This window comes from Actinomadura rugatobispora (assembly GCF_055379765.1).
The window spans coordinates 12,385,055-12,409,373 of the sequence record NZ_AP029191.1; the positions used below are offsets into that span (position 1 = coordinate 12,385,055).

Here is a 24,319-nt window from a genome sequence, read left to right on the forward strand (position 1 = left end):
TCGCCTCTCCGTCGGCGACCTGAACCACCCGCCTCGCTCAAGGTCGCGTGCGCCGACCGTACCGTCCAGCCGGCCCCTTCCACGGCCCCGGACTCCGAAAGGCGGCAGGCGCACAACCTGGCCGAAGCCGCGCGGAAGGCCGAGTGGACCGCATGCTCCACACAGCCGAGCACCTACGAAAGGCGGGCCGGAAGGTGTCGGTCAACACGGTTGCGGCGCGGATGGCCGAGCTCGGGCTGGCCGACCGTCCCGCAAGAGGCGGCGGTCGCTGACCGAGCCAGCGGCCAGCGGTGCGCGGCCTGGTGCGTCGCAACTCCACCGCCGTCGCGCCGGACGTGCTGTGACACTGAAAGCGCCCGCCCAGTTGAGCAATGACGCCACCCGAGAATTGGTGGACCGCCTTGCGAACGAGACGCTCGGCGCCTTGGCGGCCGGCGGACACACCGTGCCAGAACTCCAAGACCAGCATCGAACAACATGGCGGGAGAGGCCAGACGACCACCTACCATCCTCCCCACGACTGAGGCGCGGCTTGAACCGGCCACCAGCGGGTGGGGACAGCGCCCGTTCGGCATGATTCTCTACGACTGTCCCGACAATCAGGCGGGGGCCGATCCAAGCCTTGGAGAGTCAGGTGAACCCGATCCAATCTCGGACTCCGGAAACCTCGGTGGACGTCGTTCAGCGGACCGCCAGGATCGCCGGTGTCTGGTTCATCCTCACCTTCGTCTTCTCGATCCCCGCGGCGTTGCTGTACGACCCGGTCCTCAATGACGCGAACTACATCCTGGGAGCGGGCGCGGACACGCAGGTGCGGCTTGGCGCCCTCCTTGAGATTCTGACCGCCGTCGCGAACATCGCCACCGCGGTCGTGCTGTTTCCGATCCTGAAGCGGCAGAGCGAGAGCATCGCCCTCGGTTACATCGCCTTGCGAGTCCTCGAGTCGACCGTCATCGTGATGGGGGTCATCAGTGTGCTCGCCGTCGTGACGTTGCGGCAGGACCTCTCGGGCGGGGGCGGCGCCAATGCCGCTCTGATCGGCCAGGCACTGGTGGCGTTGAAGGATCAGACGTTCCTGCTCGGCCCCGCCTTCTGCGCGGGCTTCGGCAACGGGCTGCTGCTGGGCTACCTGATGTACCGGTCGGGCCTGGTGCCACGCCCCATGGCGCTCATCGGGCTCATCGGAGGCCCCATCGCCTGCGCCACCGCGACCGCTGTCCTGTTCGGCGCCTACGAGCAGCAGTCCCCGATGAACTTCCTGTTCACGGCACCAGAAATCGTCTGGGAAGCATCACTGGGCATCTGGCTCCTCACCAAGGGCTTCCGCCCCGCCCCCCTCATCACAGAAACGGCCCCCAAGACCACAGCGTGACGGGTCGCATCATCCGGAGTCCTGTGGCTCTCGGGCTTTGTATTCCGGGCGCAGATCGAGATCTTGGGGAGTCTGGGTAAGCAAGACGGCCACCGCTGCGAGGCTTCAGGTGTGTTGAGGCGGAAGAGGTGGCCAGGCCAGAGCACCTGGACGCGGCCGGGTTGCAGGGGTTGCGTCCGCGGAGGTGGTGTACGAGTTTGACCAGGTCAAAGGGCATGGCGTCGTGACGTGAGGCGGCCACCGCGTGATCCTTCGAATCGACCAAGAACCGAAGGAGAAGAGCACGCGATGGCCGTGGACAACAGTGTGGACCCTAATGACTCCCGAGGGGCTTCGGTCCCTGTAGCTCATTCTCGATCGATGCCTATGTGGACCCCGAGGCTTGACCTCTTCCTAATGACTCCCGAGGGGCTTCGGTCCCTGTAGCTCATTCTCGATCGATGCCTATGTGGACCCCGAGGCTTGACCTCTTCCTCGCAGGCAGTGCGCGATCGGGATGAGCGATGGGTGGGTGGTGATCGAAGGGTGCCGGGAGACGCCTCGGGTGTCCCTGGACATGAAGTCCTCCCCATAGGCAGCGCGGCCCGGCGCCTCTCGATCACCACCCACCGCATCAATGACCTCGGCAGGATCGTGTTCTGAGCCGACCACAGGGAACACCGCTCCGTTGACCGGGGCCTTGAGTCCTCACCGAAGAGCGCGGACCCTGTGGCGGGCTGGGGCCACGAACTGCTGATCGGATGTCGAGCCGTCGAGCTCTCTCATTAGGGCGTGGCGTGCCCCTGCGCGGCTCTGAGCTGCACCAACCCCCGGAAGGAGCACGGTAGTTGAAGGTGACATGCGGAATCGACTGGGCGGAGAGGCACCACGATGTCGCTCTGGTGGACGCCGACGGCCAACTCCTCGCGCGCCGCCGCATCAGCGATGACGTCGCGGGCTGGCAGGCCCTGGCCGATCTGCTCGCCGAACACGGCGACCAGGCCAACGAGCAGATCCCGGTCGCCATCGAGACCAGCCGCGGCCTGCTGGTCTCCTGCCTGCGCGCCACCGGCCGCCGGGTCTATGCGATCAACCCGCTCGCCGTCGCCCGCTATCGCGAGCGTCACACCGTCGCCCGGTCCAAGAGCGACCACGCCGACGCGTTCACGCTGGCGAACATTCTGCGCGTCGACGCCGCCCATCACCGGCCGCTGCCGGAGGATTCCGAACTCGTGCAGTCCATCGCAGTGCTGGCCCGCGCTCAGCAGGACGCGGTCTGGAACCGCCAGCAGCTGGCCAACCAGCTCCGTTCACTGCTGCGCGAGTTCTTCCCCGCCGCGCTCCATGCATTCCAGGTCAAGAATGTCGGGCTGACCTCCTGCGAAGCCCGCGCCGTCCTCACCGCGGCCCCGACCCCCACCGGGGCCGCCAAGCTCACCAAGACCCAGTTGCGGGCGGCGCTGCGCCGCGCCGGCCGCCAACGCAACTTGGACAGGCGTGCCGAAGAACTCCAAGCCGTCCTGCGTCAGGAGCATCTGCATCAGCTCCCCATGATCGAGGCCGCGCTCGGCCAGCAGGCCCGGGCCCTGCTGCTGCAGCTGGACGCCGCCTGCCAGGCCGCCGACGACCTCGCCGAAGCCACCAGCCAGGCATTTCACCAGCATCCCGACGCCGCGATCATCGTCAGTTTCCCCGGCCTGGCCGACCTTACCGGTGCCCGCGTGCTGGCCGAAGTCGGCGACGACCGGGCCCGGTTCGCCGATGCCCGCGCACTCAAGGCCTATGCCGGATCAGCTCCCATCACCCGCGCCTCTGGACGCAGCATGGTGGTCCACCACCGCAAGGTGAAGAACCAACGCCTGGCCGCTGCTGGTCATGTCTGGGCGTTCGCCTCACTCCGGGCGCCCGGCCCGCGCGCTCACTATGACCACCGGAGAGCCGCCGGGGACCGGCATTCCAGCGCGCTCCGCAACACCTTCAACCGCATGCTCGGCTGCCTGTACCACTGCCTGCAGACCGGCCGGCTCTATGACGAAGCAAACGCCTTCCGCACCCGACTGGCAGCCGCCGCTTGACACCTTAGGAAGATCGGATGTCTGCCGGGTGGTTGGCCGAGCAGATCGGGGCGTGTGAGCCCGATGTGTTGCGGTCGATGGTCAAGACGATGGCCGAGGCGCTCATGTCGGCCGAGGCTGACGCGATGTGCGGCGCCGGCTATGGCGAGCGCAGCGGCGAACGCGTCAACCGCCGAAACGGGTATCGGGAACGGGGCTGGGACACCCGGGCCGGGACGATCGACCTGCAGATTCCCAAGCTGCGGTCGGGAACCTACTTTCCCGAGTGGCTGCTGGAGCGGCGCCGCCGGGCCGAGCAGGCCCTGATCAGCGTGGTGGCGACCTCGTATCTGCTGGGCGTGTCCACCCGGCGGGTGGACAGGCTGGTCGAGCAGATGGGCATCAAGAACATCTCCAAGAGCCAGGTCAGCGAGATGTCCAAGGTGCTGGACGCCCAGGTCGCCGCGTTCCGCAACCGCCCGCTGGAGGCGGGACCGTACGCGTTCGTGTGGGTGGACGCCCTGACCCAGAAGGTCCGCGAGGGCGGCCGCACCGTCAACGTCCACGTCCTGATCGCCACCGGGGTCAACGCCGACGGGCACCGCGAGATCCTCGGGGTCGAGGTGACCTCGGCCGAGGACGGCGCCGGCTGGCTGGCCTTCCTCCGGGGACTGGTCGCCCGCGGCCTGTCCGGGGTCCAGCTGGTGGTCTCCGACGCCCACCGCGGCTTGGTCGAGGCGATCGCCGCGACTCTGCCGGGCGCGGTCTGGCAGCGCTGCCGGACCCACTACCTGCGCAACCTGCTCGCCAAGGTCCCCAAGAGCGCGCAGCCCTGGGTGGCGACGCTGGTGCGCACCATCTTCGACCAGCCCGCCGCTGAAGAGGTGGCGGCCCAGCACGCCCGGGTGGTCGACTCGCTGGCGGCCAAGCACCCGGACGCGGCCGAGCATCTGGACCAGGCCCGCGACGATCTGCTGGCGTTCGCGGCGTTCCCCCGGCAGTTGTGGCGGCAGATCTGGTCCAACAACCCGCAGGAGCGGTTGAACAAGGAGATCCGCCGCCGCACCGACGTCGTCGGGATCTTCCCCGACCGCCCGGCCATCATCCGCCTGGTCGGCGCGGTGTTGATGGAACAGACCGACGAATGGACCGAGGCCCGCCGCTACATGGGCCTGGAATTCCTGACCAAAGCCCGACTGCGGGTTATCGAGGGCACCACACCCGACCCCAAGATCGACCAGCGAGAACTCACAGCTTAACCTGCAGAAACAGGAACACGCGGAGGCCGCTCGTACACCACTCCGCTGGACGTGACCGTTGCAGGCTGCTTTTGGATGATGCGTTCGCACAGGTGGCAGCGCCGGGAAGTACGACTGCGGGCCCGCCGCTGCCTGCAGCCGTTCACCACGGCCCGGTGGGATGTCGATGGGGTGCCGCACGACCCTACGGCTCGGCGCCGGGCCGGCAGCCAGCCCGCACAAGATGGTCGAGACCCGTGCTTGCGTTTCGGGGCGCCTCAGTGAGATGAACCCGTCCAGAGCAGGCCAGAGCCGTTGGTCACCACGCAGACGCCCCCTTCTTGCGACCGGGGTCTGGTCGAGCAGTTCCCCTGTCGAGGTGCGGGCATCCCGGGGATCGCAGGGTGCTGGGCGGTGTCATCCGGTGGCGGAGAATCCTGATGACATCGTGATGGCAAACGATCTTGAGATCGTTAAGGTGATCTTTAATTCGGGGTCTGAGCTGGGGGTTCTTGTAGCCGGGACGGGGTTCGAACCCGCGCCTTCCTCATTGAAAGTGAGGGGACCTGCCGTTAGTCGACCCGGCCGTAGCGCGTACGAGAATCGAACTCGTGTCCCCACGCTGAGAACGTGGTGTCCTGACCACTGGACGAACGCGCCTGGAAAAAGAAAGAGCCGCTGTTCCGGGAGCCCGGAAGGCGGCGAGGGGTGAGGGGGTCACCCGTTCAACCGGCTCCCGTGGCGGGGGGTTCGCGCTCTTCCGTCATGCCCATCACGATGCCGGATCTGGCGCGTGCGGGCAACACATTTTCAGGACCTCCTCATTTCGCCGCCGAAAGGGCCACATCGGGTCGGTTGGGTTGGGCTGGACGGCGACCAGGTGTGGAGGATCGATGCGAACCGAGTTCACGGGGTGGCTGCGGGGCTTCGAGGAGGAGGTGCGCGCCCGTGCGGTGGCGGGCGACCCGGAGTGGGGACGGGGCGCGCGGCTGGAGCCGTGCGTGGTGCGCAGCCTCCAGCGCTTCCAGGTCGGTGAGGACGGGGACGGCGCGTTCCTGATCGGCAAGGCCGAGCGGGCCGGCGACGCCGAGTACACCGCGGCGTTGCGGCTCTTCATCGCCGAGGAGCAGAACCACGCGCGGATGCTGGAGCGGTTGCTGGCCGCCGCCGGGGCCGGGACGATCGGGACGCACTGGAGCGATGCGATCTTCGTGTGGGCGCGGCGCGCGATGGGTCTTCGGCTGGAGCTGATGGTGCTGATGGTGGCCGAGGTGATCGCGACGGGGTTCTACCGGGCCCTGCACGAGGGGACGCGCGATCCGCTCACCAAGGAGGTGGCGGGGCGGCTGCTGGCCGACGAGCGGCGGCACGTGCCGTTCCACTGCCGCCGGATGCGGCAGGGGCTGGCGGGGGTTCCGGGGCCGGTGCGGGCCGGGGTGCTCCTGGCCTGGCGGGCGGCGGTCGCCGGCGGTGCCCTGGTGATCGTCGCCGATCACGGGCGGACGCTGCGGCGGCTGGGCCGGGGGCGGGTCCGGTTCGTGCGCGAGGTGATGGCCGAGGCCGGTACCGCGGCGGGGATGATTCAGTAGACGTCGGGGCCACGGCGCATGGCCTCGGCGCCACCGTCCAGGTAGACGACCTGGCCGGTCATGTGGGAGTTGCCGGGGCTGATGAGCCAGTGCAGCGCCTCGGCGACGACCTCCGGGCCGGCGTGGCCGTTCAGCGGCATCGGGACCGCCTGGTCCATGATCTTGCGCATGGTCTCGTCCTCGAACAGCGGGGCGGTCATCGGGGTGCGCACGACGCCGGGCGCGATCGCGTTGAGGGGGATGCCGGCCCCGGCCCAGTCCGGGGTGACCGCCGCGGCGCGCAGCCAGCGGGCCAGCGCCGACTTGGACGAGGGGTAGAGCCGCCCGCCCCGGTCGCGGGCGACGGCCTCGCGCGCCAGGCGCAGTGCCTCCTCCTCGCCTGCCTCCAGGCACGCGGCGACGACGGCGCGGTCGACGGGCTGGGTGCCGGAGATGGAGCCGACCACGGCCGCGCGGGGTGCGGGCGCGGCGGCCAGCGCCGGGCGCAGCCCCTCCAGGAGCCCGGTCACGCCGAAGAAGTTGACCCGGATCGTCAGCGGTTCGGGGTCGGAGATGCCGGCGCAGGCGACGACGCCGTCGAGGACGCCGCCGCAGATATCCAGGACGCCCCGTACGGCCTCTTCGCGGCCTTCGGGGACCGACAGGTCGGCGCGGACGTCGCTCTGGTCGCGGTCGACGCCGATCACCCGGTCGCCGCGCTCGCGCAGCAGGTCGGCGAGGGCCCGTCCGATGCCGGACGCGGCGCCGCTCACGGCGATCGTGCGTGCACCGCCGGTCATGTCGCACCTCCCGGTTGATCACGACGACCCTACAAGGCTTGATCGCGGGCGGCACCCCGGACGTGCGCAGGGGTGCCCCGGCGTTCTAGGTTCGTGTGCGAACGGCCGTGGCCGTCCGGCCATGTCCGCGACCCGAGCTCCGAGGTGAACCATGACGGCCGAGCCCCGGCCCCCGTCGGATCTGCGCGATCCGCCCCCGCCGACCCCCGACGAGCTGCGGCGCGCGCTGGGGGCGTTCGCCACCGGCGTCACCGTGATCACCGCGCTGGACGGCGGGGAGCCGGTGGGCTTCGCCTGCCAGTCGTTCGCGTCGGTGTCGCTGGAGCCGCCGCTGGTGCTGTTCTGCGCCGACCGCGGCGGGCGCACCTGGCCGCGGATCCGGGCGGCGGGCAGGTTCTGCGTGAACGTGCTCGGCGAGGACCAGGAGGAGGTCTGCCTGCGGTTCGGGTCCAGCAAGGGCGCGAAGTTCGAGGGCCTGGAGTGGGACCGTTCCCGCTGGGGCGCGCCGGCGCTGCGCGGCGTGCTGGCGCGGGTGCACGCCGACATCCGGGACGTGCACGCCGCCGGCGACCATGACGTGGTGATCGGGCTGGTGCGGGAGTTGGAGACGCCGAGTGACGCCCGGCCGCTGATCTTCTTCCGGAGCGGTTTCGGGGTCGACCGGCGGGAGCCCCCGGCCGTTCCCGCGGCGGATCTGTGGGCGTGGGGCGACCACTGGGGGTGAGGCGCCGCCTGGGGATCGCGGCTCACTGCTAACTCGGGACGGCCGAAATCGGCGGCTCCTTAGTATCCCGGGCGGCGCGCGGGCACGCACGATATCGGTCCGTGCCGTCCCCCAGGAAACGAGGAAGATCATGTCTGCGTCCCCCGGCCGCCTCGCCCTGGCGGCGCTGGTCCCCGCGATCGCGCTGACCGTCGTCGGGTGTGGAGGTGGCGGCGGCGAGGCCGGTGAAGGGTCCTCGCCCCCAGTGGTGAGCACGCCCGGCTCCACCGGCGGCCGGACGCCTCCCAGCCCCGTCCCCAAGAGCGATTCCGGGAACGGTGCGTCTCCCAGCAACCCGCCGACGAAGGTCTACAACGCCTTCGCGGAGTGCATGCGCAAGCACGGTGTCTATGTGCCGGACGCGGGGCAGAGCCAGACCGGGCAGCCTGAGCAGGACGCGGTCAAGGCGCAGAACGCGCTGAAGGCGTGCGCGAAGCTGCTGCGCAGCGCCACCCCGGGCGCGGGCTGACCGGGTCAGGCGTCCGAGCCCAGGAGGCCCAGCGCCAGCCCGATGAGGGCGACCGCGGTCACCGTCCGGCGGCGGCGCGCGGGCAGCGCTTCGGGCGCGGGCCCCGGGCTCAGCTCGCGGAGCAGCCGCGACCATTGCGGGCCGATCCGGTCGAGGTGGTACGCACCGGACGAGGCCAGCGCCCGCTCGCCGAGCCGCTCCCGCAGCGCCGGGTCCTCGATCACCGTGCGCAGCGCGGCGGTGAGCCCGGCCACGTCGCCCTCGGGCACCAGCAGGCCGTCGCCGCCGTTCTGGATCATCTCGCCGGGACCGGTCGGGCAGTCGAAGGCCACCACGGGCAGGCCCTTGCTCATCGCCTCGATGATCACCATCGGCATGCCCTCGAACCGGGACGACAGCACGTACACCGAGGCGCGCTCCATCTCTCCCGCCAGGTCGGGGGTGCGGCCGCGCAGCACCACCCGCCCCGCCAGCCCGCGCTCGTCGATCATCTGGCGCAGCCGGTCCCGCCGGGCGCCGGCGCCGAAGATGCGCAGCGTCCAGTCGGGGTGCTCGGCGGCCAGCGGCTCGTACGCCCGCACCAGCAGGTCGAAGCCCTTCTGCCGGGTGAGCCGGCCGGCCGCCAGGATGACCTTGCGCTCGCGCGGGGACGGCCCTCCGGGCAGCACGGGCAGCGCGTTGGGGATCCGCACGACCCGGGTGGGCGCGCCCGCCAGCACGGCGGTGTAGTCGGCCCGGGAGCGCTCGGTCAGCACCGACACCGCGGTCAGCCGCGGGTAGGCGCGCTCGATCTCGCGGCGCAGCCCGGGACGGTAGGCGGCCAGGTTCATGTGGTCCTGCCCGATCGTCACCACGCCGCGCGGCGCCAGGTCGGCGACCAGCAGGTTCAGCGACGGCCTGGTCCCGATCAGCACGTCGGGCTGCCGCCCGCACAGGACGCGGAGCAGCAGCAGGTCCGACCAGAGCGACATGCCGCGGAACGAGGCGTCGTCCACCGGCGTGATCACGCTGGGCAGCCGGGACAGCAGCCGGAACGGCAGCCGGGCGACCCGGCCCCGCGGCGGGCCGGTCCGGTCGTCCGCGAACCGGATCCGCAGCCGCGGCGAGACGGTGAAGAAGGGCTCGGCGCTGCGCCGGAACACGCTGACGATCTCCACGTCGTGCTCGCGGGCGAGATGGCCGCCGAGGTTGAGGACGGTGCGGATGGTCCCGCCGGTCCCGTTGGCATGCTGGAGCAGGACGCGGACGCGCAGCCGCTCGCCCGGCCGGGGCGGGCGGCGCATCGCCAGGAGGCACCGTACGATCGCCAGCACCGACCGCCGCAGCGTCCGGTGCACGGGCCGCGCCGCCCAGTGCGCGTTCGTCTTGGACTTGGCCCGGAGTCGCGCCCGCACGGGCACGCGGCCCCGCTGATCGTCCGCCGGTGGCCGGCCGCCCGCCTCAGGGTCACCATCCCCCTTGCCGGTTATGTCCCGACTCATCGGTTCTCCCCGCTCTTGGGAGGTTTCCCGGTCTCTCACCTTCTCCCCCGCACTTGGGCGGTTTCAACAAGTGAGGACGGTCCCGATGCGGCCTGGTCAGAACCGGTGACCCGTCAGGCGGGCGGCGCCCCGCGGCTCAGGCGGTGCTCACGGTGCGGTCGAGGGCACCGCCCTGGACCCACCGCTCCCACGGCATCTCGTAGTAGCTCCACCCGTTGTTCCACTCCAGGCGGCGCTTGCTGCCGGTGATGACGACGATGTCGCCGCGGTAGGCGAAGTTGTAGAACCACTGGGCGGCGGCGGGCGGCGAGTTCAGGCAGCCGTGGCTGACGTTCTGCCGGCCCTGGGCCCAGACGGTGGCGGCCATCGAGTGGACGTACTCGCCGCTGTTGGAGATCCGCACGGCGTGCGGGATGACCTCCTTGTAGCCGCCGTTCTTCTTGTCCTTGGGGTCGACGCCCATCCACTCCGACGTCATGACCGCCGGGTTCTCCTTGCCCATGGTCAGGTGGATGCCGCTGGTGGTGAGGAAGGTGTCCACCCCGTTCACGACCCGGCCGCCCTTGCCCGCGCTGATCGGCCAGCTCTTGATCTTCACGCCGTTCTTCTTCACCACCAGCCGCTTGGTCTTGGTGCTGGCGGTGACGATGTGCGAGTCGCCGATGGTGAACCGGCGGTTGACGTCGGCCATGCCGTAGGTGCGGGTGCCGGACTTGACGCCGCTCAGCCTGGCCGAGAACGTGACCTGCTGGTTGGGCTGCCAGTACTCGCCGTTCTTGGGCCGGAAGATCACCTGCTGCGCGCTCGGCCAGAACCAGGCACCGGTCGCGGGCTTGGTCGACTTGACCTGCAGGGCGCGCTCGACGGCCTTCTTGTCCTGCACCGCCCGGTTGAACGTCACGATGATCGGCATCCCGACGCCGACCTTCTCCCCCTGCATCGGGGTGATGTCGGCGACGCCCAGCTGGGCGGCCGCCTTCACCGTGGTGAAGGTGCTGGTGACGGTGGTGGACTTGCCCTGCGGGCTCTTGGCGACCGCGGTGACCTGGTACTCGGTCCCGGGCCGCAGGGTGCGCGACTTCCAGCTGGTCTTGTCGGGCGACAGCGCGCCCTCGACCGGCCGCCCCTTGCGGGTGAGCGCGACCTGCTCGATCGTCCCGCCGGCGGCGGTCACCGTGACACCGTTCTCGGGCCTGGCCTTGCCCTCGCCGTCGCCCGGCGAGACGGTCACCTGCGGGCTGCCGGCCTCGCCCTTGCCCCCGACGGTGACCCCGTCGCCCCCGTCCCCGCCGGAGCACGCCGTCGTCAGGAGCAGCAAGGCCCCCGTCACTCCCGCGCCCGCCCGGACCCCTGCGGAAAGCCTCCGCTGCACCCTGAACCTCCAGAACCCCGCCGCTACCAGGGAGACATTAGCGACAAACATCCATTGGCGAGGGGATGACCGGTACATTACCCGGGCCCGAGATCAAACAGTTGCGGGGACCGCGCGGCTACCCCGGCGGGGGCGGGAAGAGGGACGGGTCGCGCAGGTCGGCGGCGATGTCGGCGGGGATCGCGTCGTCGACGCGGAGCCCGTCCCAGTCGTGGGTCAGCTCGCCGGAGGTCGACCACTTGCCGTCCAGGGAGACCGCGTTTCCCGAGCGGTTGACGGCGAACCGCACCCGCCCGGTCGGAACGGCGCCCGAGCCCTCGGTGTAATGGGCGTTCACGACGCCGTTCTCCAGCACGCCGCGGACCCGGCTCTTGCCCATCCAGCGGTAGATCATCCAGACGTCCGAGCCCTCCACCCGGACGTACATCTCCCCGTAGTCGCTGGTGTAGCGGCCCGCGAGACCCGCGGCCCCCGTGCTTGAGCCCGTGCTTGAGCCCGTGCCGGAGGCGCCGCCGGAGCCCCCGCCCGAACCGCCGTCGCCGCCGCCCTCGTCGTCCAGCAGGCGGGGCACGGTCACGATCGCCACCACGAACGCGACCAGCAGCAGGGCGGAGATCGCGGCCCTGCGGACGAGGACCCCCAAGCGGACCTCTCCGTCCGGCCTCACCAGACCGCCGAAGGACATGCTCGGCTGGGTCTGCCGCGGACCAGGACGTCCGCCGGGCCCGGTCGCGCCAGGCCACGCGTGGCCGCCCGACGGCGGCCGCGAGGGCGGCATCGAGGGCGGCGGGGGCGGCATCGGCGGCGGGAGGTCGGACCGCCCGCTCGGCGGCGGGGCCGGGACGCCGGGGACGCCCGGCCGTCCGGCGGCCGCGGCGGGGTCGCCGCCCGGCACGCCCAGCCGGGAGAGCAGCCCGCGCGCCGTGGGACGCCCCGCCGGGTCCTTGGCCAGGGCCGCGGCGATCACCCCGCGCATCGGCTCCTCGACGCCCTCCAGGTCGGGCTCGCCGTGCACGATCCGGTACGCGATCGCCTGCGAGGGCCCGGCCCCGAACGCGCGCCGCCCGGTCGCCGCGTACGCCATGACCGAGCCCCAGGCGAACACGTCGCTGGCCTCGGTGGCCCCGTCCCCCTCGAACTGCTCGGGCGCCATGTACGCGGGCGTCCCGATGATCTGGCCCGTCGCGGTGAGCTGGTGGGTGGTGTCCAGCGCGCTGGCGATGCCGAAGTCGATCACGCGCGGGCCCATCCGGCTCAGCAGCACGTTGCCGGGCTTCAGGTCGCGGTGGACGACCCCGGCGCCGTGGATGCCGGCCAGGGCCGCGGCCATGCTGACGCCGAGCTGCTCCAGCTCGGCGCGGCGCAGCGGCCCGCCCTCCTCCACGGCCTCGTCCAGGGTGGGGCCGTCGATGTACTCGGTGACCAGGTAGGGCCGCTCGGCGTCCGGACCGGCGTCCAGGACCTCGGCGGTGCAGAAGCGCGGGACCTTCAGCGCGCTGGCGGCCTCGCGGCGGAAGCGCTCGCGGAACTGCCCGTGCCGGGCGTGGTCGGCGCGGACGACCTTGACCGCCACCAGGTCCGCCGCGCCCGCCGGGCCCCGGCCGAGGTAGACCGAGCCCATCCCGCCCTCGCCGAGGAAACCGAGCACCTCGTAGTCGCCGATCCGCTCAGGATCGCCGTCGCGGCGCGGCAGCGCCTTGGCGGGCAGCGAGGGGACGCCATCGGCCATGTGAGCTCCCAGGGGGTCGGACCGCGTCCAGCATTCCGAACCGGACGCGGTCCCCGCAAACCAGGGCGATGGGCGGGACGGGCCCGCCCGGATCGCGGCTCAGGCGAGGGCGCTGCCCTTCTTCCAGCCGTCGTAGGACATCTGCCAGAAGCCCCAGCCGTTGAACGGCTCGAGCTCGCGGTCGCTGCCGGTCAGGTCCATCACGTCGCCGCGCTGCATGATGTCGTAGTACCACTTGGCGTTGGCCGGGCTGAGGTTGAGGCAGCCGTGGCTGACGTTCGCGCTGCCCTGGACGCCGACCGTGGACGCCATCGCGTGCGTGAACTCACCGCTGTTGGAGATCCGGACGCCGTGGTTGACCACGGTCTTGTAGTAGCCCGGGTCGCCCGGCTTGCGGCCCGGCGACACCATGGTGACCGGGTTCTCCTTGCCCATCAGCAGGTGGACGCCGCTGGTGGTGGTGTACTCGCGCGTGGTCCCGTTGCCCGCGCTGAACGGCACCCGGCGCAGCTTCTTGCCGTCCCGGGTGACCGTCATGTGGTGCTTGCTGATGTCGCCCTTGGTGATCTGCTCGGCGCCGATCGTGATGCTCTGGTCGACGTCCTTGGCGCCGTACACGCCGGACCCGGCGTTCAGGCCCGCCAGCCGCGCGGTGAAGCGGACCGTCTGGTGCGGCTCCCAGTACGTCTTGGTCCGGTAGATCACCTGGTCGGACCCGATCCAGCGCCAGGCGCCCTCGACCGGCTTCTCCGGGGTGACCTGGAAGGTGCGCTCGACCGCGGCCTTGTCGGTCACCGCCCGGTTGAACCGGACCATGATCGGCATGCCCACGCCGACCTTCTCGCCCTTGAGGCTGGGCGTGACGTCGAGCACCGACAGCGTCTTCTCCGGCTTGAGCGTGGTGAAGGTGCTGGTCGCGGTGTTGGTCTTGCCGTCGTTGCGGGCCTGGGCGGTGACGGTGTACGAGGTCCCCAGGGACAGCGTGCGGTCCGACTTCCAGCTCTTCTTGTCCCCGGCCATCTTCCCGGTGACGGTGACGCCCTGGCCCTGGACGGTGACGTTCTCCAGCGTGCCGTCGGCGACCCGTACCTCGATGGGGCCGTCGGGCTTGACGGACGCCGTCCCGTTCCCCGGCGTGATGGTCACCGCGCCGGACTTCTCCGAGGCCAGTTCGCCCTGCTCGCTCCCGCCGCCGCAGCCGGCCGCGGCCAGGACGAGGACCGCTCCGGCGCCCCCGGTCACGACCATGCCGAAACGACCTTTAAGTCCCACGAATACTCCCACTGCCCCTGGTTAACCCCGTGTTGTACGTATCTATCCGACCTTGTGAGACGCCTGGTGCGCCGGAGAAGTTGCCGATCCGGGGGACCAATTCCAGAAAGATCGCGAACGCGGTCAGGCCGCGGCGGCGCGGGGCTCGGGTGCCAGCGCGGTCTCGGCGCCCGGCCCGGCGCCCGCCTCGCCGTTCACGTGCTGCAGGCAGCGCCGGAAGCCGAACACCGACACGGCCGCCGCGGCGGCGCCCAGCAGGGCCACCACGCTGGTCCGCACCCAGAGGTAGGTGCCGATCGACTCGTGGAACAGCATCCAGAGGCTGAAGAGGGCGTTGGTGAAGAAGACCAGCGACCACAGCAGGGAGATGCGCAGGAAGAACTGGCGGACGCGGGCGTGCTTCAGGAACGCCTCGGGCATCGGGACCATGTCGGTGGCCACCTTCTGGGCCAGGGGGCGCCGCAGCGGGACCGAGGCCAGGAACGCCATGCTCACCAGGAGCGTGCCAAGGGTGGGCTGGAGGAAGTACACGACGGGGCTGCCGGTGATGGCGGCCAGGACGGCCCGTACGGTGACGCCCAGCCCGGCCAGCAGGAGCATCGCCGGGACCCCGTGGCCGCGCCAGTAGCGCCAGGCGATCCCGCCGTAGACCCAGGAGACGGCGGCGACCAGGGCGCCGTTCAGGCCCAGCAGCACGAGCGCGGCATAGAAGACCGCGACCGGGGCGATCACGCCCTCGACGAAGCGGGGCAGCGCGTGCCGGAGCATGCAGGTGAGCCGCGGCAGCTCGAATCCGTGCTGGGGCGTGCGGTCCATCTGCGGCGGGGCTCCCGGGGAGGCGGCTGTGGCGGCGACTCGCTCCACGGTACGTGAAGATCGAGGCGCTGCCGCACTTATTCATTGCATGCGCGAGCTGCGCTCCTCGCCTGGCGGCTCGTCGCTTGTCGCGCATGCGGCGATCGCTGCATCGCTCCGAACTCGCCTGGCGGCTCGCTCCGCGATCAGGTTCTCGCTCCGCTCGAACCTGCCTTCGGACGCGATCGCACGCCCGAGCGACCGTTCGGAGCTGGGCTGACGGCTGAGTTCGTCCGAAAGGGGGGAAGGGCCGCACGTTCCTTGCCGCGCCGGCCCCTCTTGGTTTTTGGTGGTCAGGTACCGCGCGAGCGCGTTACCTGGGCGGTGGTGCGACGCCGGAGGCGAGCGTCACCGGCCAGATCGCGAAGCGATGCCGCGCTCGCCACAGGCCCGGTTAGGGGCGAGCCGCCAGGCGAGCGCCGTAGGCCGGGACTTAGAAACACAGCCGCCAGGCGAGCGCCGTAGGCCGGGGCTTTGAAACACAGGTCAGTCTTCGGGCGGGGCGGGCTGGACCTCCCTGGCCGCCGCGTAGATCGCGCGCAGCGTGACCGTCACCGAGGGCCTGCGCACGCTCGCCGCGCGGGTCACCGCGTACACCTCGCGGGCCAGGACGCAGTCCGGGATGCGCCGTACCGCCACGCCCTGGTCGCCGGCCGCCAGCGCCAGCGCCGGGATCGCGGTGATGCCGATGCCCCTGGCCACCAGGCTCAGGATGGTGTGCAGCCCCTCGAACTCCCAGGGGACGGGCCGGGCGCCGCCCACGGTGTCCAGGAGCTTCTCCACCGCCTGCCGGGACGGCTCGCCCGTCGGCGCCGCCATCCACGGCTCCTCCCGCAGCTTCTGCAGGTCCACCTGCTGGTGGGGGTCGGACATGGGGTGGGACGCGGGGACGGCCAGCACCAGGGGGTCGCGGCGCAGGTGGAAGAACTTCAGCGCGGCGGGCGACTGGTCGGGGAGCTTGCCGGACCAGTCGTCGACCAGGGCGATGTCGACCTCCCCGCTCTGCACCTGGCGGATCCCGTCGCCGGGCGTGGTCTGGCGCAGCACGAACGTCATGTCGGGATGGTCGCGCAGGCTGTGGGCCAGGGCGGGGGCGAAGGCGACGGCGGCGGTGGGGAAGGCGGTGACCACGACCCGGCCCATGGGGGCGTCGGCCTGCGAGGACAGCTCGGTCTCCGCGGCCTCGACCAGGCCCAGGATCTCCTCGGCGCGCTGGGCCAGGCGCCGCCCGGCGTCGGTCAGCTCGGCGCTGCGGGCGGTGCGGTCGAGCAGGGCGACCCGGGCCTCGCGTTCGAGGGCGGCGAGCTGCTGGGACACCGCGGACGGGGTGTAACCGAGGGAGGAGGCGGTGGCCGCGATGCTCCCGCGGCGGGCGAACTCGGCCAGCAGGCGCAGCCGACGCAGCTCTAGCATCATCCCATCTTACGGTCAGCATCGGTGAGACTCGCTTGTGATGATGCTCGGCCCTGGGCAGCATGAAGGGTGAACCCGGCCGGGTCGTTTTACGGGGATTCGCCTCGCCATCCCCTCTCCCACCCCGCAACGCCTATTTCGTCATGCCCTGGAGTACTGCGATGCCTGTCTTGAACCCGTCCGCCCGGCCGGTCCCGCTGTCCCCCACGCTCGCCATCAACGAAGCGATCGCGCGGAAGAGACGCGAGGGACTGCCCGTCCTCGCCCTCGGCTTCGGCGAGGCCGGCGTCCCCATCCACCCCGCCCTGACCCGCGAGCTGGCGGGCGCCGCGGGCCGCGGCGCCTACGGCCCGGTCGCGGGCTCGGCGCCGCTGCGGGCCGCCGCGGCCGGGTACTGGGAGCGGCGGGGGCTGCCCACCGACCCCGACCTGGTGGTGTCCGGTCCCGGCAGCAAGCCGCTGCTGTTCGCGCTGATGACGGCCATCGGGGGTGAGATCGCCATCCCGTCGCCCAGCTGGGTCTCGTACGCGGCGCAGGCGGCCATCACCCGCGCCGGGGCGGTCCCGGTGGCGACGCCGCCGGGCGAGGGCGGCGTGCCCAACCCGGCGCTGCTGGCCGACGCCGTGGTGCGCGCGCGGGCGGCGGGCCGGGCGATCCGGGCGGTGGTGGTGACGCTGCCCGACAACCCCACGGGCACGCTGGCCTCCGAGCAGACCGTGCGGCGGCTGTGCGCGGTGGCCCGCGAGCACGACCTTGTGATCATCTCTGACGAGATCTACCGGGACCTGGTGCACGATCCCGCGGCGCGGGCGGTGGCGAGCCCGGCCGAGTACGCGCCGGAGCGGACCGTGGTGACGACCGCGCTGAGCAAGAACCTCGCGGCGGGCGGGTGGCGGCTCGGGGTGGCGAGGCTGCCGGACGCCCGGTTCGGGCGGGAGTTGCGGGAGAGGCTGCTGGGCATCGCCAGCGAGCTGTGGTCCAGCGCGCCCGCGCCGATGCAGCACGCCGCGGCCTTCGCCTTCGGCGAGCCGCCCGAACTGGTCGAGCACATCGACCGCAGCCGCCGCCTGCACGCGGCGGTGACCGGCGCCGTGGCGGACCGGTTCGCCGAGGCGGGGGCGCGGGTGCGGGCCCCCGAGGCGGCCTTCTACGTCTACCCGGACTTCGGCCCGTTCCGGGAGCGGCTGCGCGAGGCGTGCGGCGTGCGCACCGGCGCGGAGCTGTGCGGGCTGCTTTTGGAACGGTACGGAGTGGGCGTGCTGCCCGCCTCGGCGTTCGGGGAGCCCGCCGAGGCACTGCGGATGCGGGTGGCCACCAGCCTGCTGTACGGGGACACCGACGAGCAGCGCCTGGCCGCCCTCACCGACCCCGCCCCGGCCGCGCTGCCCTGGATCGCCGCCGGGCTGGACCGGCTCTCGGAGGTGCTCGCCGACCTCAAGACCGCTTCCGGCCACGCCCTCGCGCCCGCCCTGGCGGGCTGACGGGCCGGCCCGGCACGGCCGCCGGCACGGACGGAACGGCGCCCGGCGGACCGCCTCCCCGAGGGTCCGCCGGGCGTCCCGCGGCGGACGGCGCCGGCCCCGGTTCGCCGAACGGACCGGGGCCGGCGCCGTGCCGATGGGCGGAGGGTGAGGGATTCGAACCCCCATGAGTTGCCTCAACGACAGTTTTCGAAACTGCTGCCTTACCGTTCGGCCAACCCTCCGGGGCGGGGCCCGCCGGGGAGGGCGGGCCGTCGCGGAGCCGTAGCCGGGATTCGAACCCGATTCTCCAGATTGGAAGTCTGGTGCCTCACCGGAAAGGCTTCTACGGCGCGTCCCGGCGAATGCCGGGCGTTTTCACCGGCCCCGCGGCCGCCGCCTGGCGAGGGCGGCCGACCGCGGGGTCCGGCCCGTGGACTCGCAGGGAATCGAACCCTGATCGTCTGTGTGCAAGACAGAAGTGTTCCCGTTACACCACAAGCCCGGCAGATCATTCAGCAGGGGCGGTGGGAGTCGAACCCACTTTTCGCTGGTTTTGGAGACCAGCCGCCTAACCGGTGGCTCACCCCATCGTTCTTTCTTTTGCCTTTCGTTCCGTTCGATGTACATAAGGATGCGGCGGTTCTTGATCGGGCGCAATGTGTTTTTCGCGCCGCGGGCGGCGGGCGGCGCCGTGCCGCCCGTTCGCCGGCGCGGCCGCGCGCCGGGACGGGCGCCCGCGGCCGCGGACCGACCGCCTTCGACCGGTGCCACCGGGTCCGCGCCGGCTCCCCCGTTCGCGGGCGCGGGCGCCGGACGGAGCGGTGGCCGCCCTGCCGGGACCGTCCCGCGGAGACCGCTTGGTCCTGGCGGACACGCTCCGTGAGCACCCGGGGACAGGTCCATATCGCCCATGGCGCCTGACCGTTCGATATAAGCGTGGTGTAAGGTCCAACGTCGCACGGGGTGGACGCCACATAGCGAGCCAGTGCAGGCCAAGAGGCGTACGGCCGCGCGTCCCCGTGATAGACCCGGATCAAGTCGTCCTCACGGATGTGACGGTTGGAAGGCGAGGGGGCCCGCCATGAGGCATGCACAGGACGGCGCTGCCGCGGCGATGAACGCCGCCTCCAGGGTTCTGGTCGCCCGGGGCAAGAACGAGCCCCAGGAACTGGAGAACCCCGACGTCAGCTGGGGACAGCGCGCCCGCGACGGCGTCTGGGTCCCCACCAAGGACGGCCAGCGCGTCCACATCGGGATCGACGTCACCGCGGCCGACACGGTCGGGCAGGTGCTGCGGCCCAGCCTGCGGGTGTTCGTGGGCGTGGACGTCGACACCGACATCGTGGCGCAGACCACCGCCAGCGGCGTGCGGTTGCTCACGGTGATCCACGGGGCGGACGCGCCGGGCGAGTTCCGCTTCCCGCTGTCGCTGGCCGACGGGCTGGCCCTGGAGAGCATGCCGTCGGGCGGGTACGACGTCGTCCACCTGCGTTACGGCGCCACGGTGGGGCGGCTCTACAACCCGTGGGCGTCGGACTCGATGTTCCGTCAGGTCAAGGCCGACTACGCGCTCGAGGGCCAGGTCGTCACGATGCGCGTCCAGCACGAGGGGGCCTACTACCCGGTGGTCGCCGACCCCCACTACTCGCGCTGACCGCTGGGACGGGGCCGGATCCGCGGTTTCCGGTACGCTGCGCCGTCCCGGGGGCGGCCGGCGGGCGGGCCGTCATAAAGTGAAGGCCAGCCGCGCGGGCCCGGCACCGCCGGGACAGGCCGCCCGGTTCCCACACTGGAGTCATCGTGATCTTCACTCATGACACCGAGCACGCGCTCGCCGTCGTCGTCGACCTGATCAACAGCGGGCCCGCGGCCGGCGGCGCGGAGGGGCTGGCCGGCCCGGCGGAGCTGCGCGCCTTCCTCGACCGGCACCGCTTCAGCGACGTGGGCGAGGTCACCGGGCGGGACGTGGCCGAGTTCCGCCAGCAGCGGGACCGGTTCCGCGCCGTGTTCGACGCGCCCGACGTGATCAGCGCGGTCCGGCTGATCAACGAGATCGTCGGGGCGGTCCGGACCACCCCGCACCTCACCGACCACGACGACTACGACTGGCACGTGCACTTCTTCGCCCCGGGCGCGCCGCTGTTCGAGCACCTGGCGGCCGACTGCGGGATGGCGCTGGCGTACGTGGTGTCCGCGGGCGAGCTGGACCGGCTGCGCACGTGCGAGGCGCCCGACTGCTCGCGCGTCCTGGTGGACCTGTCCCGCAACCGCTGCCGCCGCTACTGCGACAGCCGCACCTGCGGCAACCGCATGCACGTCGCCGCCTACCGCGCCCGCCAGCGCGAGGCCGCCCACTGACCGGCGCCCCCTGACCGATGCCCCCTGGGCGTTCAGGGGCCGGTGGCGGCAGGGCCGAGGGCGGTGACGGCGTCCAGTGCGCGGCGGGCGCCGGCGACGTCGTGGACGCGGAACACCCGGGCCCCCAGCCACGCCGAGACGCCGAGCACGGCCATCGTGCCGACCCCGCGCTTCTCGACCGGCTGCCCGAGGGTCTCCCCGATGAAGTCCTTGTTGGACACCGCGACCAGGACCGGCCAGCCGGCGGCGGTCATCTCCCCCAGCCGCCGGGTGATCTCCAGCGAGTGCCGGGTGTTCTTGCCGAAGTCGTGCGCGGGGTCGATGAGGACCGACGCGCGCGGCACGCCCAGCGCCACCGCCCGTTCGGCCTCGGCCACCACGTGCCCGAGCACGTCCGCCATCACGTCCTCGTACCCGATCCGGTGCGGGCGGGTGCGCGGGTCCAGGCCGCCCGCGTGCGCGCAGACCAGCCCGATGCCGTGCGCGGCGGCGACCTCGGCCAGCCGCGGATCCGGCCCGCCCCAGGTGTCGTTGAGCAGGTGGGCGCCGGCGGCGGCGACCGCCTCCCCCACCTCGGCCCGCCAGGTGTCCACGCTGACGATGAGCCCGGGATGCCGCTCGCGCACGGCGGCGACCAGGTCGACCACCCGGCGCAGCTCCTCGGACACGTCGACGTCGTCGCCCGGCCCGGCCTTCACCCCGCCGATGTCGACGATGTCGGCGCCCTCGCGGGCGGCGCGCCCGACGGCGTCCAGCGCCGCGTCGAAGCCGTAGGTGGCGCCGCGGTCGAAGAAGGAGTCGGGGGTCCGGTTGACCACGGCCATGATCGCGTACCGGCCCAGCTCCCGGCCGCCCAGCCGCAGCGGCACCTCGGGGACAGTCATGATGATCACACCGTGGCACATCGGGGCGGCTCGGCGCCATGGTCCACGCCATGGTCCGCGCCACGTTCGCCACCGGGTCCGCCTGCACGCCCGCCACCATGGGCACCGCCACGTTCCCCGCGGACCCGGACGTAACGGACTATCGTGAACCCGAAACAAATTCGGTTCAAACGGTGCCCTCCCTCGTCAGTTCGTACGAGCGATCGCTAACCTCGGATTTCACACTCACCGCGGAGCCGCGGCCCCGGGGCGAGGCCATCGTCTGATTTATCAGCCAATCAGCCATGGAGGATCCGCTGTCCAGGCGAGCACTCATCACCGGCATCACCGGGCAGGACGGCTCCTACCTGGCCGAGCATCTGCTCTCCGAAGGGTATGAGGTCTGGGGCCTGGTGCGGGGGCAGGCGAACCCGCACGTGGCGCGGCTGCGCAAGCACATCGGCGACGTCCAGATCACCACCGGGGACCTGCTCGACCAGGGCAGCCTGATCTCGGCGGTGGAGCTGGTCCAGCCCGACGAGGTGTACAACCTGGGCGCCATCTCCTACGTTCCCATGTCCTGGCAGCAGGCCGAGCTGACGGCCGAGGTCACCGGCATGGGCGTGCTGCGGATGCTGGAGGCGATCCGGGTGGTGTCGGGCATCAGCCCGTCCCGGACGCCCGACCGCGAGCAGATCCGCTTCTACCAGGCGTCCTCGTCGGAGATGTTCGGCATGGTGCGGGAGACGCCGCAGAACGAGAAGACGCCCTTCCATCCGCGCAGCCCCTACGGCGTGGCCAAGACCTACGGGCACTACATCACGCAGAACTACCGCGAGTCGTACGGGATGTTCGCGGTCAGCGGGATCCTGTTCAACCACGAGTCGCCGCGGCGCGGGGCCGAGTTCGTCACGCGGAAGGTGACGCTGGGCGCGGCCCGGATCAAGCTCGGCCTGGCGGCGGAGCTCCGGCTGGGCAACATGGACGCCCGGCGCGACTGGGGCTTCGCCGGCGACTACGCCCGCGCGATGCGGCTGATGCTGGCGCAGGACTCCCCCGAGGACTACGTGATCGGGACGGGGAAGACGCAGTCGGTGCGCGACCTGGTCGAGTTCGCCTTCAGCACGGTGGGGCTGGACTGGCAGGACCATGTCGTGCTGGACGCCAAGTACACCCGTCCCGCCGAGGTCGATCTGCTGTGCGCCGACCCCAAGAAGGCCCGCGAGCAGCTGCGCTGGGAGCCCGCGGTCGGCTTCGAGGAACTGGTGACCATGATGGTGGAGTCGGACGTGCGGCTGCTGTCGGAGTCGGCCAGGCCCGAGGACGAACCGTTCAGTCCTGACCATTGGTGAGGTTTTGACCGGACGCGTGGCACCATGCAGGCATGGCCTGTGAACATGTGAAGGTCCTGCCGGACTCCGATCCGTCACCGCGGACGCCGAGGGGGTGCGAGGAGTGCCTGGCGGAGGGGAGCCGCTGGGTGCACCTGCGGCTGTGCCTGTCGTGCGGGCATGTGGGGTGCTGCGACTCCTCGCCGCGGCGGCACGCCACCGCGCACTTCCACGAGAGCGAGCATCCGGTCGTCCGCTCCTTCGAGCAGGGCGAGGACTGGCGGTGGTGCTTCGTCGACGAACTGATCGTCTGACGGGCCGGGTCGGGCACTGATGGAGCAGATTCGGCTGGGCACCGGGCCCGGCCGCTGGATCCTGCTGGCGACGGTCCTGGGCTCCAGCGTCGCGGCGCTGGACGCGACCGTGGTGAACGTGGCGCTCCCCACCATCGCCCGCGACCTGAACGCGAACATGGCCGGGCTGCAGTGGACGGTCAACGCCTACACCCTCACCCTGGCCGGGTTCATCCTGCTGGGCGGTTCGCTCGGGGACCGGTTCGGCCGCCGCCGGGTGTTCGTGATCGGGGTGGTGTGGTTCGCGGTGGCCTCGCTGCTGTGCGGGGCGGCGCAGGACGTCGGGACGCTGGTGGCGGCGCGGGCGCTGCAGGGCGTGGGCGGGGCGCTGCTCACCCCGGGCTCGCTGGCGATCATCCAGGCGTCGTTCGCGCCCGACGACCGGCCCCGCGCGGTCGGGGCCTGGTCGGGGCTGGGCGGGGTGGCGGCCGCGATCGGCCCGTTCGCCGGCGGCTGGCTGGTGGAGGCGGGCTGGCGCTGGGTGTTCCTGCTCAACCTGCCGCTGGCGGTGATCGTGGTGCTGGTGGCGGTGCGGCACGTCCCCGAGACCGTGGACCCCGAGGCCCGGGGCCGGTTCGACGTCCTGGGCGCGGCGCTGGCGGCGCTGGCGCTGGCCGGGACGACCTACGCGCTCACCGAGGGGCCGGAGGGCGGCGTCTCGACGGCGCTGGTCGGCGCGGCGGCGGCGATCGGGCTGGGGGCGGCGGCCGGGTTCGTCCTGGTGGAACGCGCCCGCGGCCGGGGGCGGGGCCGGATCCGCCTGCCGGTATGGCCGCGCGGCGCGAAGAAGGAAGGAGCCGGGGCGCCGCGGCCGATGCTGCCGCTGGACGTCTTCGCCTCCCGGCAGTTCTCCGCCGTCAACGTCGTGACCTTCGTGGTGTACGGCGGGATGGGCGTGATGTTCTTCCTGTTCGTGCTGAACCTCCAGGTGGTGTCGGGGTTCTCGGCGGTGGCGGCGGGCACCGCGCTGCTGCCGGTGACGGTGCTGATGCTGCTGCTGTCCTCGCGGGCGGGCGCGCTGGCGCAGCGGATCGGGCCGCGGCTGCCGATGACGGTCGGGCTGGTGGTGGCGGCCGCCGGGATGCTGCTGGTCGGCCGGATCGGGGCGGGCGCCTCCTACGTCCGCGACGTGCTGCCCGCCGTGGTGGTGTTCGGGCTGGGCCTGTCGGCGGTGGTCGCGCCGCTGACCGCGACCGTCCTGGCCAGCGCCGACGAGCGGCACGCGGGCGTGGCCAGCGGCGTCAACAACGCGGTGGCGCGGGCGGCGGGGCTGCTGGCGGTCGCGGCGATCCCGCCGCTGGCCGGGCTGACCGGCGACGCCTACAAGGACCCGGCCGCCTTCTCCGACGGGTTCCGGCTGGCGATGCCGGTGTGCGCGGCGCTGCTGGCGGCGGGCGCGGCGCTCAGCTTCTTCACCGTCGACGACGGCGCGCTGCGCGCCGCGCCGGAGGAGCGCGAGCCCCGCTGCAAGATGCACTGCGCCGTCGGCGCCCCGCCCCTGGAGCCCGAGCCGGCGTCCGGACAGGAGCCGGGCCCCGGGCACCGGACCGGGGCGCTGCCCTAGGCCGCGTCCCGAACCCGAGGCC

The 24,319-nt window shown here is 72.0% G+C and carries 20 protein-coding genes and 6 tRNA genes; 12 read left to right on the top strand and 14 right to left on the bottom strand.

Annotated features, from left to right (window positions below):
• Positions 1–634 precede the first annotated feature (634 nt).
• The 3 genes from ACZ466_RS55640 (at position 635) to ACZ466_RS55650 (ending at position 4,664) form a co-directional block, all read left to right on the top strand.
• Entirely contained in the window at positions 635–1,372 is a 738-nt protein-coding gene (locus ACZ466_RS55640) for a DUF4386 domain-containing protein (RefSeq protein ID WP_378292277.1), read from the top strand.
• Between the two features lie 827 nt (positions 1,373–2,199).
• Positions 2,200–3,426, top strand: coding sequence for an IS110 family RNA-guided transposase (locus ACZ466_RS55645; RefSeq protein ID WP_378292279.1), 1,227 nt, complete (start codon positions 2,200–2,202; stop codon positions 3,424–3,426).
• 17 nt (positions 3,427–3,443) lie between these two features.
• The gene (locus ACZ466_RS55650; protein ID WP_378292281.1) at positions 3,444–4,664 is read left to right on the top strand and encodes an IS256 family transposase; all 1,221 of its coding nucleotides are present in this window, start codon (positions 3,444–3,446) and stop codon (positions 4,662–4,664) included.
• Positions 4,665–5,158: 494 nt separating this feature from the next.
• Here ACZ466_RS55650 and ACZ466_RS55655 read toward each other — a convergent pair.
• Positions 5,159–5,230: transfer RNA gene (locus ACZ466_RS55655), tRNA-Glu, on the bottom strand.
• A 1-nt stretch (position 5,231) separates the two neighbouring features.
• Positions 5,232–5,303 (bottom strand) — tRNA-Glu (locus ACZ466_RS55660).
• Positions 5,304–5,536: 233 nt separating this feature from the next.
• Between ACZ466_RS55660 and ACZ466_RS55665 the strand changes: the two genes are divergently transcribed.
• Complete coding sequence (locus ACZ466_RS55665) at positions 5,537–6,232, top strand: ferritin-like domain-containing protein (protein ID WP_378292283.1); 696 nt, start codon at positions 5,537–5,539, stop codon at positions 6,230–6,232.
• Here the strand turns inward: ACZ466_RS55665 and ACZ466_RS55670 are convergent.
• Positions 6,226–7,011, bottom strand: a complete 786-nt coding sequence (locus ACZ466_RS55670) for an SDR family oxidoreductase (RefSeq protein ID WP_378292285.1) — start codon at positions 7,009–7,011, stop codon at positions 6,226–6,228. The genes ACZ466_RS55665 and ACZ466_RS55670 overlap by 7 nt on opposite strands.
• A gap of 151 nt (positions 7,012–7,162) precedes the next feature.
• On the opposite strand from ACZ466_RS55670, the gene ACZ466_RS55675 reads away from it, so the two are divergent.
• Both ACZ466_RS55675 and ACZ466_RS55680 read left to right on the top strand, forming a co-directional pair.
• Entirely contained in the window at positions 7,163–7,735 is a 573-nt protein-coding gene (locus tag ACZ466_RS55675; protein WP_378292287.1) for a flavin reductase family protein, read from the top strand.
• A 130-nt stretch (positions 7,736–7,865) separates the two neighbouring features.
• Complete coding sequence (locus ACZ466_RS55680; RefSeq protein ID WP_378292289.1) at positions 7,866–8,243, top strand: hypothetical protein; 378 nt, start codon at positions 7,866–7,868, stop codon at positions 8,241–8,243.
• Between the two features lie 5 nt (positions 8,244–8,248).
• Here the strand turns inward: ACZ466_RS55680 and ACZ466_RS55685 are convergent, their stop codons facing one another.
• The 6 genes from ACZ466_RS55685 to ACZ466_RS55710 form a co-directional block, all read right to left on the bottom strand.
• Positions 8,249–9,724: a glycosyltransferase family 4 protein gene (locus ACZ466_RS55685; RefSeq protein WP_378292291.1), complete on the bottom strand. Its 1,476-nt coding sequence runs from the start codon at positions 9,722–9,724 to the stop codon at positions 8,249–8,251.
• 136 nt (positions 9,725–9,860) lie between these two features.
• Positions 9,861–11,042 carry a L,D-transpeptidase gene (locus ACZ466_RS55690; RefSeq protein WP_378292293.1) on the bottom strand — a complete coding sequence of 394 codons (1,182 nt, stop codon included), beginning with the start codon at positions 11,040–11,042 and terminating at the stop codon, positions 9,861–9,863.
• A gap of 172 nt (positions 11,043–11,214) precedes the next feature.
• The gene (locus ACZ466_RS55695) at positions 11,215–12,825 is read right to left on the bottom strand and encodes a protein kinase domain-containing protein (protein WP_378292295.1); all 1,611 of its coding nucleotides are present in this window, start codon (positions 12,823–12,825) and stop codon (positions 11,215–11,217) included.
• Between the two features lie 99 nt (positions 12,826–12,924).
• Entirely contained in the window at positions 12,925–14,073 is a 1,149-nt protein-coding gene (locus ACZ466_RS55700; protein ID WP_378292297.1) for a L,D-transpeptidase, read from the bottom strand.
• Between the two features lie 147 nt (positions 14,074–14,220).
• Positions 14,221–14,913 (bottom strand): VC0807 family protein, encoded by a 693-nt coding sequence (locus tag ACZ466_RS55705; protein WP_378292299.1) that lies wholly within the window; start codon positions 14,911–14,913, stop codon positions 14,221–14,223.
• 525 nt (positions 14,914–15,438) lie between these two features.
• Entirely contained in the window at positions 15,439–16,365 is a 927-nt protein-coding gene (locus tag ACZ466_RS55710; RefSeq protein WP_378292301.1) for a LysR family transcriptional regulator, read from the bottom strand.
• Positions 16,366–16,526: 161 nt separating this feature from the next.
• Here ACZ466_RS55710 and ACZ466_RS55715 point away from each other — a divergent pair, with 161 nt between their 5' ends.
• Entirely contained in the window at positions 16,527–17,846 is a 1,320-nt protein-coding gene (locus ACZ466_RS55715) for a pyridoxal phosphate-dependent aminotransferase (RefSeq protein ID WP_378292303.1), read from the top strand.
• Positions 17,847–17,987: 141 nt separating this feature from the next.
• Here ACZ466_RS55715 and ACZ466_RS55720 read toward each other — a convergent pair.
• The 4 genes from ACZ466_RS55720 to ACZ466_RS55735 form a co-directional block, all read right to left on the bottom strand.
• A tRNA-Ser gene (locus tag ACZ466_RS55720) sits at positions 17,988–18,070 on the bottom strand.
• Positions 18,071–18,106: 36 nt separating this feature from the next.
• Positions 18,107–18,178, bottom strand: a tRNA-Gly gene (locus ACZ466_RS55725).
• A gap of 81 nt (positions 18,179–18,259) precedes the next feature.
• A tRNA-Ala gene (locus ACZ466_RS55730) sits at positions 18,260–18,330 on the bottom strand.
• Between the two features lie 14 nt (positions 18,331–18,344).
• A tRNA-Trp gene (locus tag ACZ466_RS55735) sits at positions 18,345–18,415 on the bottom strand.
• A 494-nt stretch (positions 18,416–18,909) separates the two neighbouring features.
• Here ACZ466_RS55735 and ACZ466_RS55740 point away from each other — a divergent pair.
• Together ACZ466_RS55740 and ACZ466_RS55745 are read left to right on the top strand one after the other, a co-directional pair.
• On the top strand, positions 18,910–19,482 hold the full coding sequence (locus ACZ466_RS55740; protein ID WP_378292305.1) for a hypothetical protein: 573 nt from the start codon (positions 18,910–18,912) through the stop codon (positions 19,480–19,482).
• A gap of 146 nt (positions 19,483–19,628) precedes the next feature.
• The gene (locus ACZ466_RS55745; protein ID WP_378292307.1) at positions 19,629–20,186 is read left to right on the top strand and encodes a CGNR zinc finger domain-containing protein; all 558 of its coding nucleotides are present in this window, start codon (positions 19,629–19,631) and stop codon (positions 20,184–20,186) included.
• Positions 20,187–20,218: 32 nt separating this feature from the next.
• Here ACZ466_RS55745 and folP read toward each other — a convergent pair whose 3' ends face one another.
• On the bottom strand, positions 20,219–21,070 hold the full coding sequence (gene folP, locus ACZ466_RS55750; protein WP_378292309.1) for a dihydropteroate synthase: 852 nt from the start codon (positions 21,068–21,070) through the stop codon (positions 20,219–20,221).
• A gap of 296 nt (positions 21,071–21,366) precedes the next feature.
• Between folP and ACZ466_RS55755 the strand changes: the two genes are divergently transcribed.
• Genes ACZ466_RS55755 through ACZ466_RS55765 form a run of 3 tightly spaced genes read left to right on the top strand, consistent with a single transcriptional unit; the run spans position 21,367 to position 24,297 of the window.
• A complete protein-coding gene (locus tag ACZ466_RS55755; RefSeq protein WP_378292321.1) occupies positions 21,367–22,401 on the top strand; it encodes a GDP-mannose 4,6-dehydratase in 1,035 nt (344 codons plus the stop codon).
• Positions 22,402–22,433: 32 nt separating this feature from the next.
• Positions 22,434–22,694 carry a ubiquitin carboxyl-terminal hydrolase 14 gene (locus tag ACZ466_RS55760; protein ID WP_378292311.1) on the top strand — a complete coding sequence of 87 codons (261 nt, stop codon included), beginning with the start codon at positions 22,434–22,436 and terminating at the stop codon, positions 22,692–22,694.
• A 19-nt stretch (positions 22,695–22,713) separates the two neighbouring features.
• Positions 22,714–24,297 (top strand): MFS transporter, encoded by a 1,584-nt coding sequence (locus tag ACZ466_RS55765; RefSeq protein ID WP_378292313.1) that lies wholly within the window; start codon positions 22,714–22,716, stop codon positions 24,295–24,297.
• The last annotated feature ends 22 nt before the right edge of the window (positions 24,298–24,319 follow it).

Coding starts and splice junctions, on each gene's coding strand:
- ACZ466_RS55650 (WP_378292281.1), top strand. CDS start 3,444: ATGTCTGCCGGGTGGTTGGCCGAGCAGATCGGGGCGTGTGAGCCCGAT.
- ACZ466_RS55665 (WP_378292283.1), top strand. CDS start 5,537: ATGCGAACCGAGTTCACGGGGTGGCTGCGGGGCTTCGAGGAGGAGGTG.
- ACZ466_RS55670 (WP_378292285.1), bottom strand. CDS start 7,011: ATGACCGGCGGTGCACGCACGATCGCCGTGAGCGGCGCCGCGTCCGGC.
- ACZ466_RS55675 (WP_378292287.1), top strand. CDS start 7,163: ATGACGGCCGAGCCCCGGCCCCCGTCGGATCTGCGCGATCCGCCCCCG.
- ACZ466_RS55680 (WP_378292289.1), top strand. CDS start 7,866: ATGTCTGCGTCCCCCGGCCGCCTCGCCCTGGCGGCGCTGGTCCCCGCG.
- ACZ466_RS55685 (WP_378292291.1), bottom strand. CDS start 9,724: ATGAGTCGGGACATAACCGGCAAGGGGGATGGTGACCCTGAGGCGGGC.
- ACZ466_RS55695 (WP_378292295.1), bottom strand. CDS start 12,825: ATGGCCGATGGCGTCCCCTCGCTGCCCGCCAAGGCGCTGCCGCGCCGC.
- ACZ466_RS55700 (WP_378292297.1), bottom strand. CDS start 14,073: ATGGTCGTGACCGGGGGCGCCGGAGCGGTCCTCGTCCTGGCCGCGGCC.
- ACZ466_RS55705 (WP_378292299.1), bottom strand. CDS start 14,913: ATGGACCGCACGCCCCAGCACGGATTCGAGCTGCCGCGGCTCACCTGC.
- ACZ466_RS55710 (WP_378292301.1), bottom strand. CDS start 16,365: ATGCTAGAGCTGCGTCGGCTGCGCCTGCTGGCCGAGTTCGCCCGCCGC.
- ACZ466_RS55715 (WP_378292303.1), top strand. CDS start 16,527: ATGCCTGTCTTGAACCCGTCCGCCCGGCCGGTCCCGCTGTCCCCCACG.
- ACZ466_RS55740 (WP_378292305.1), top strand. CDS start 18,910: ATGAGGCATGCACAGGACGGCGCTGCCGCGGCGATGAACGCCGCCTCC.
- folP (WP_378292309.1), bottom strand. CDS start 21,070: ATGACTGTCCCCGAGGTGCCGCTGCGGCTGGGCGGCCGGGAGCTGGGC.
- ACZ466_RS55760 (WP_378292311.1), top strand. CDS start 22,434: ATGGCCTGTGAACATGTGAAGGTCCTGCCGGACTCCGATCCGTCACCG.
- ACZ466_RS55765 (WP_378292313.1), top strand. CDS start 22,714: ATGGAGCAGATTCGGCTGGGCACCGGGCCCGGCCGCTGGATCCTGCTG.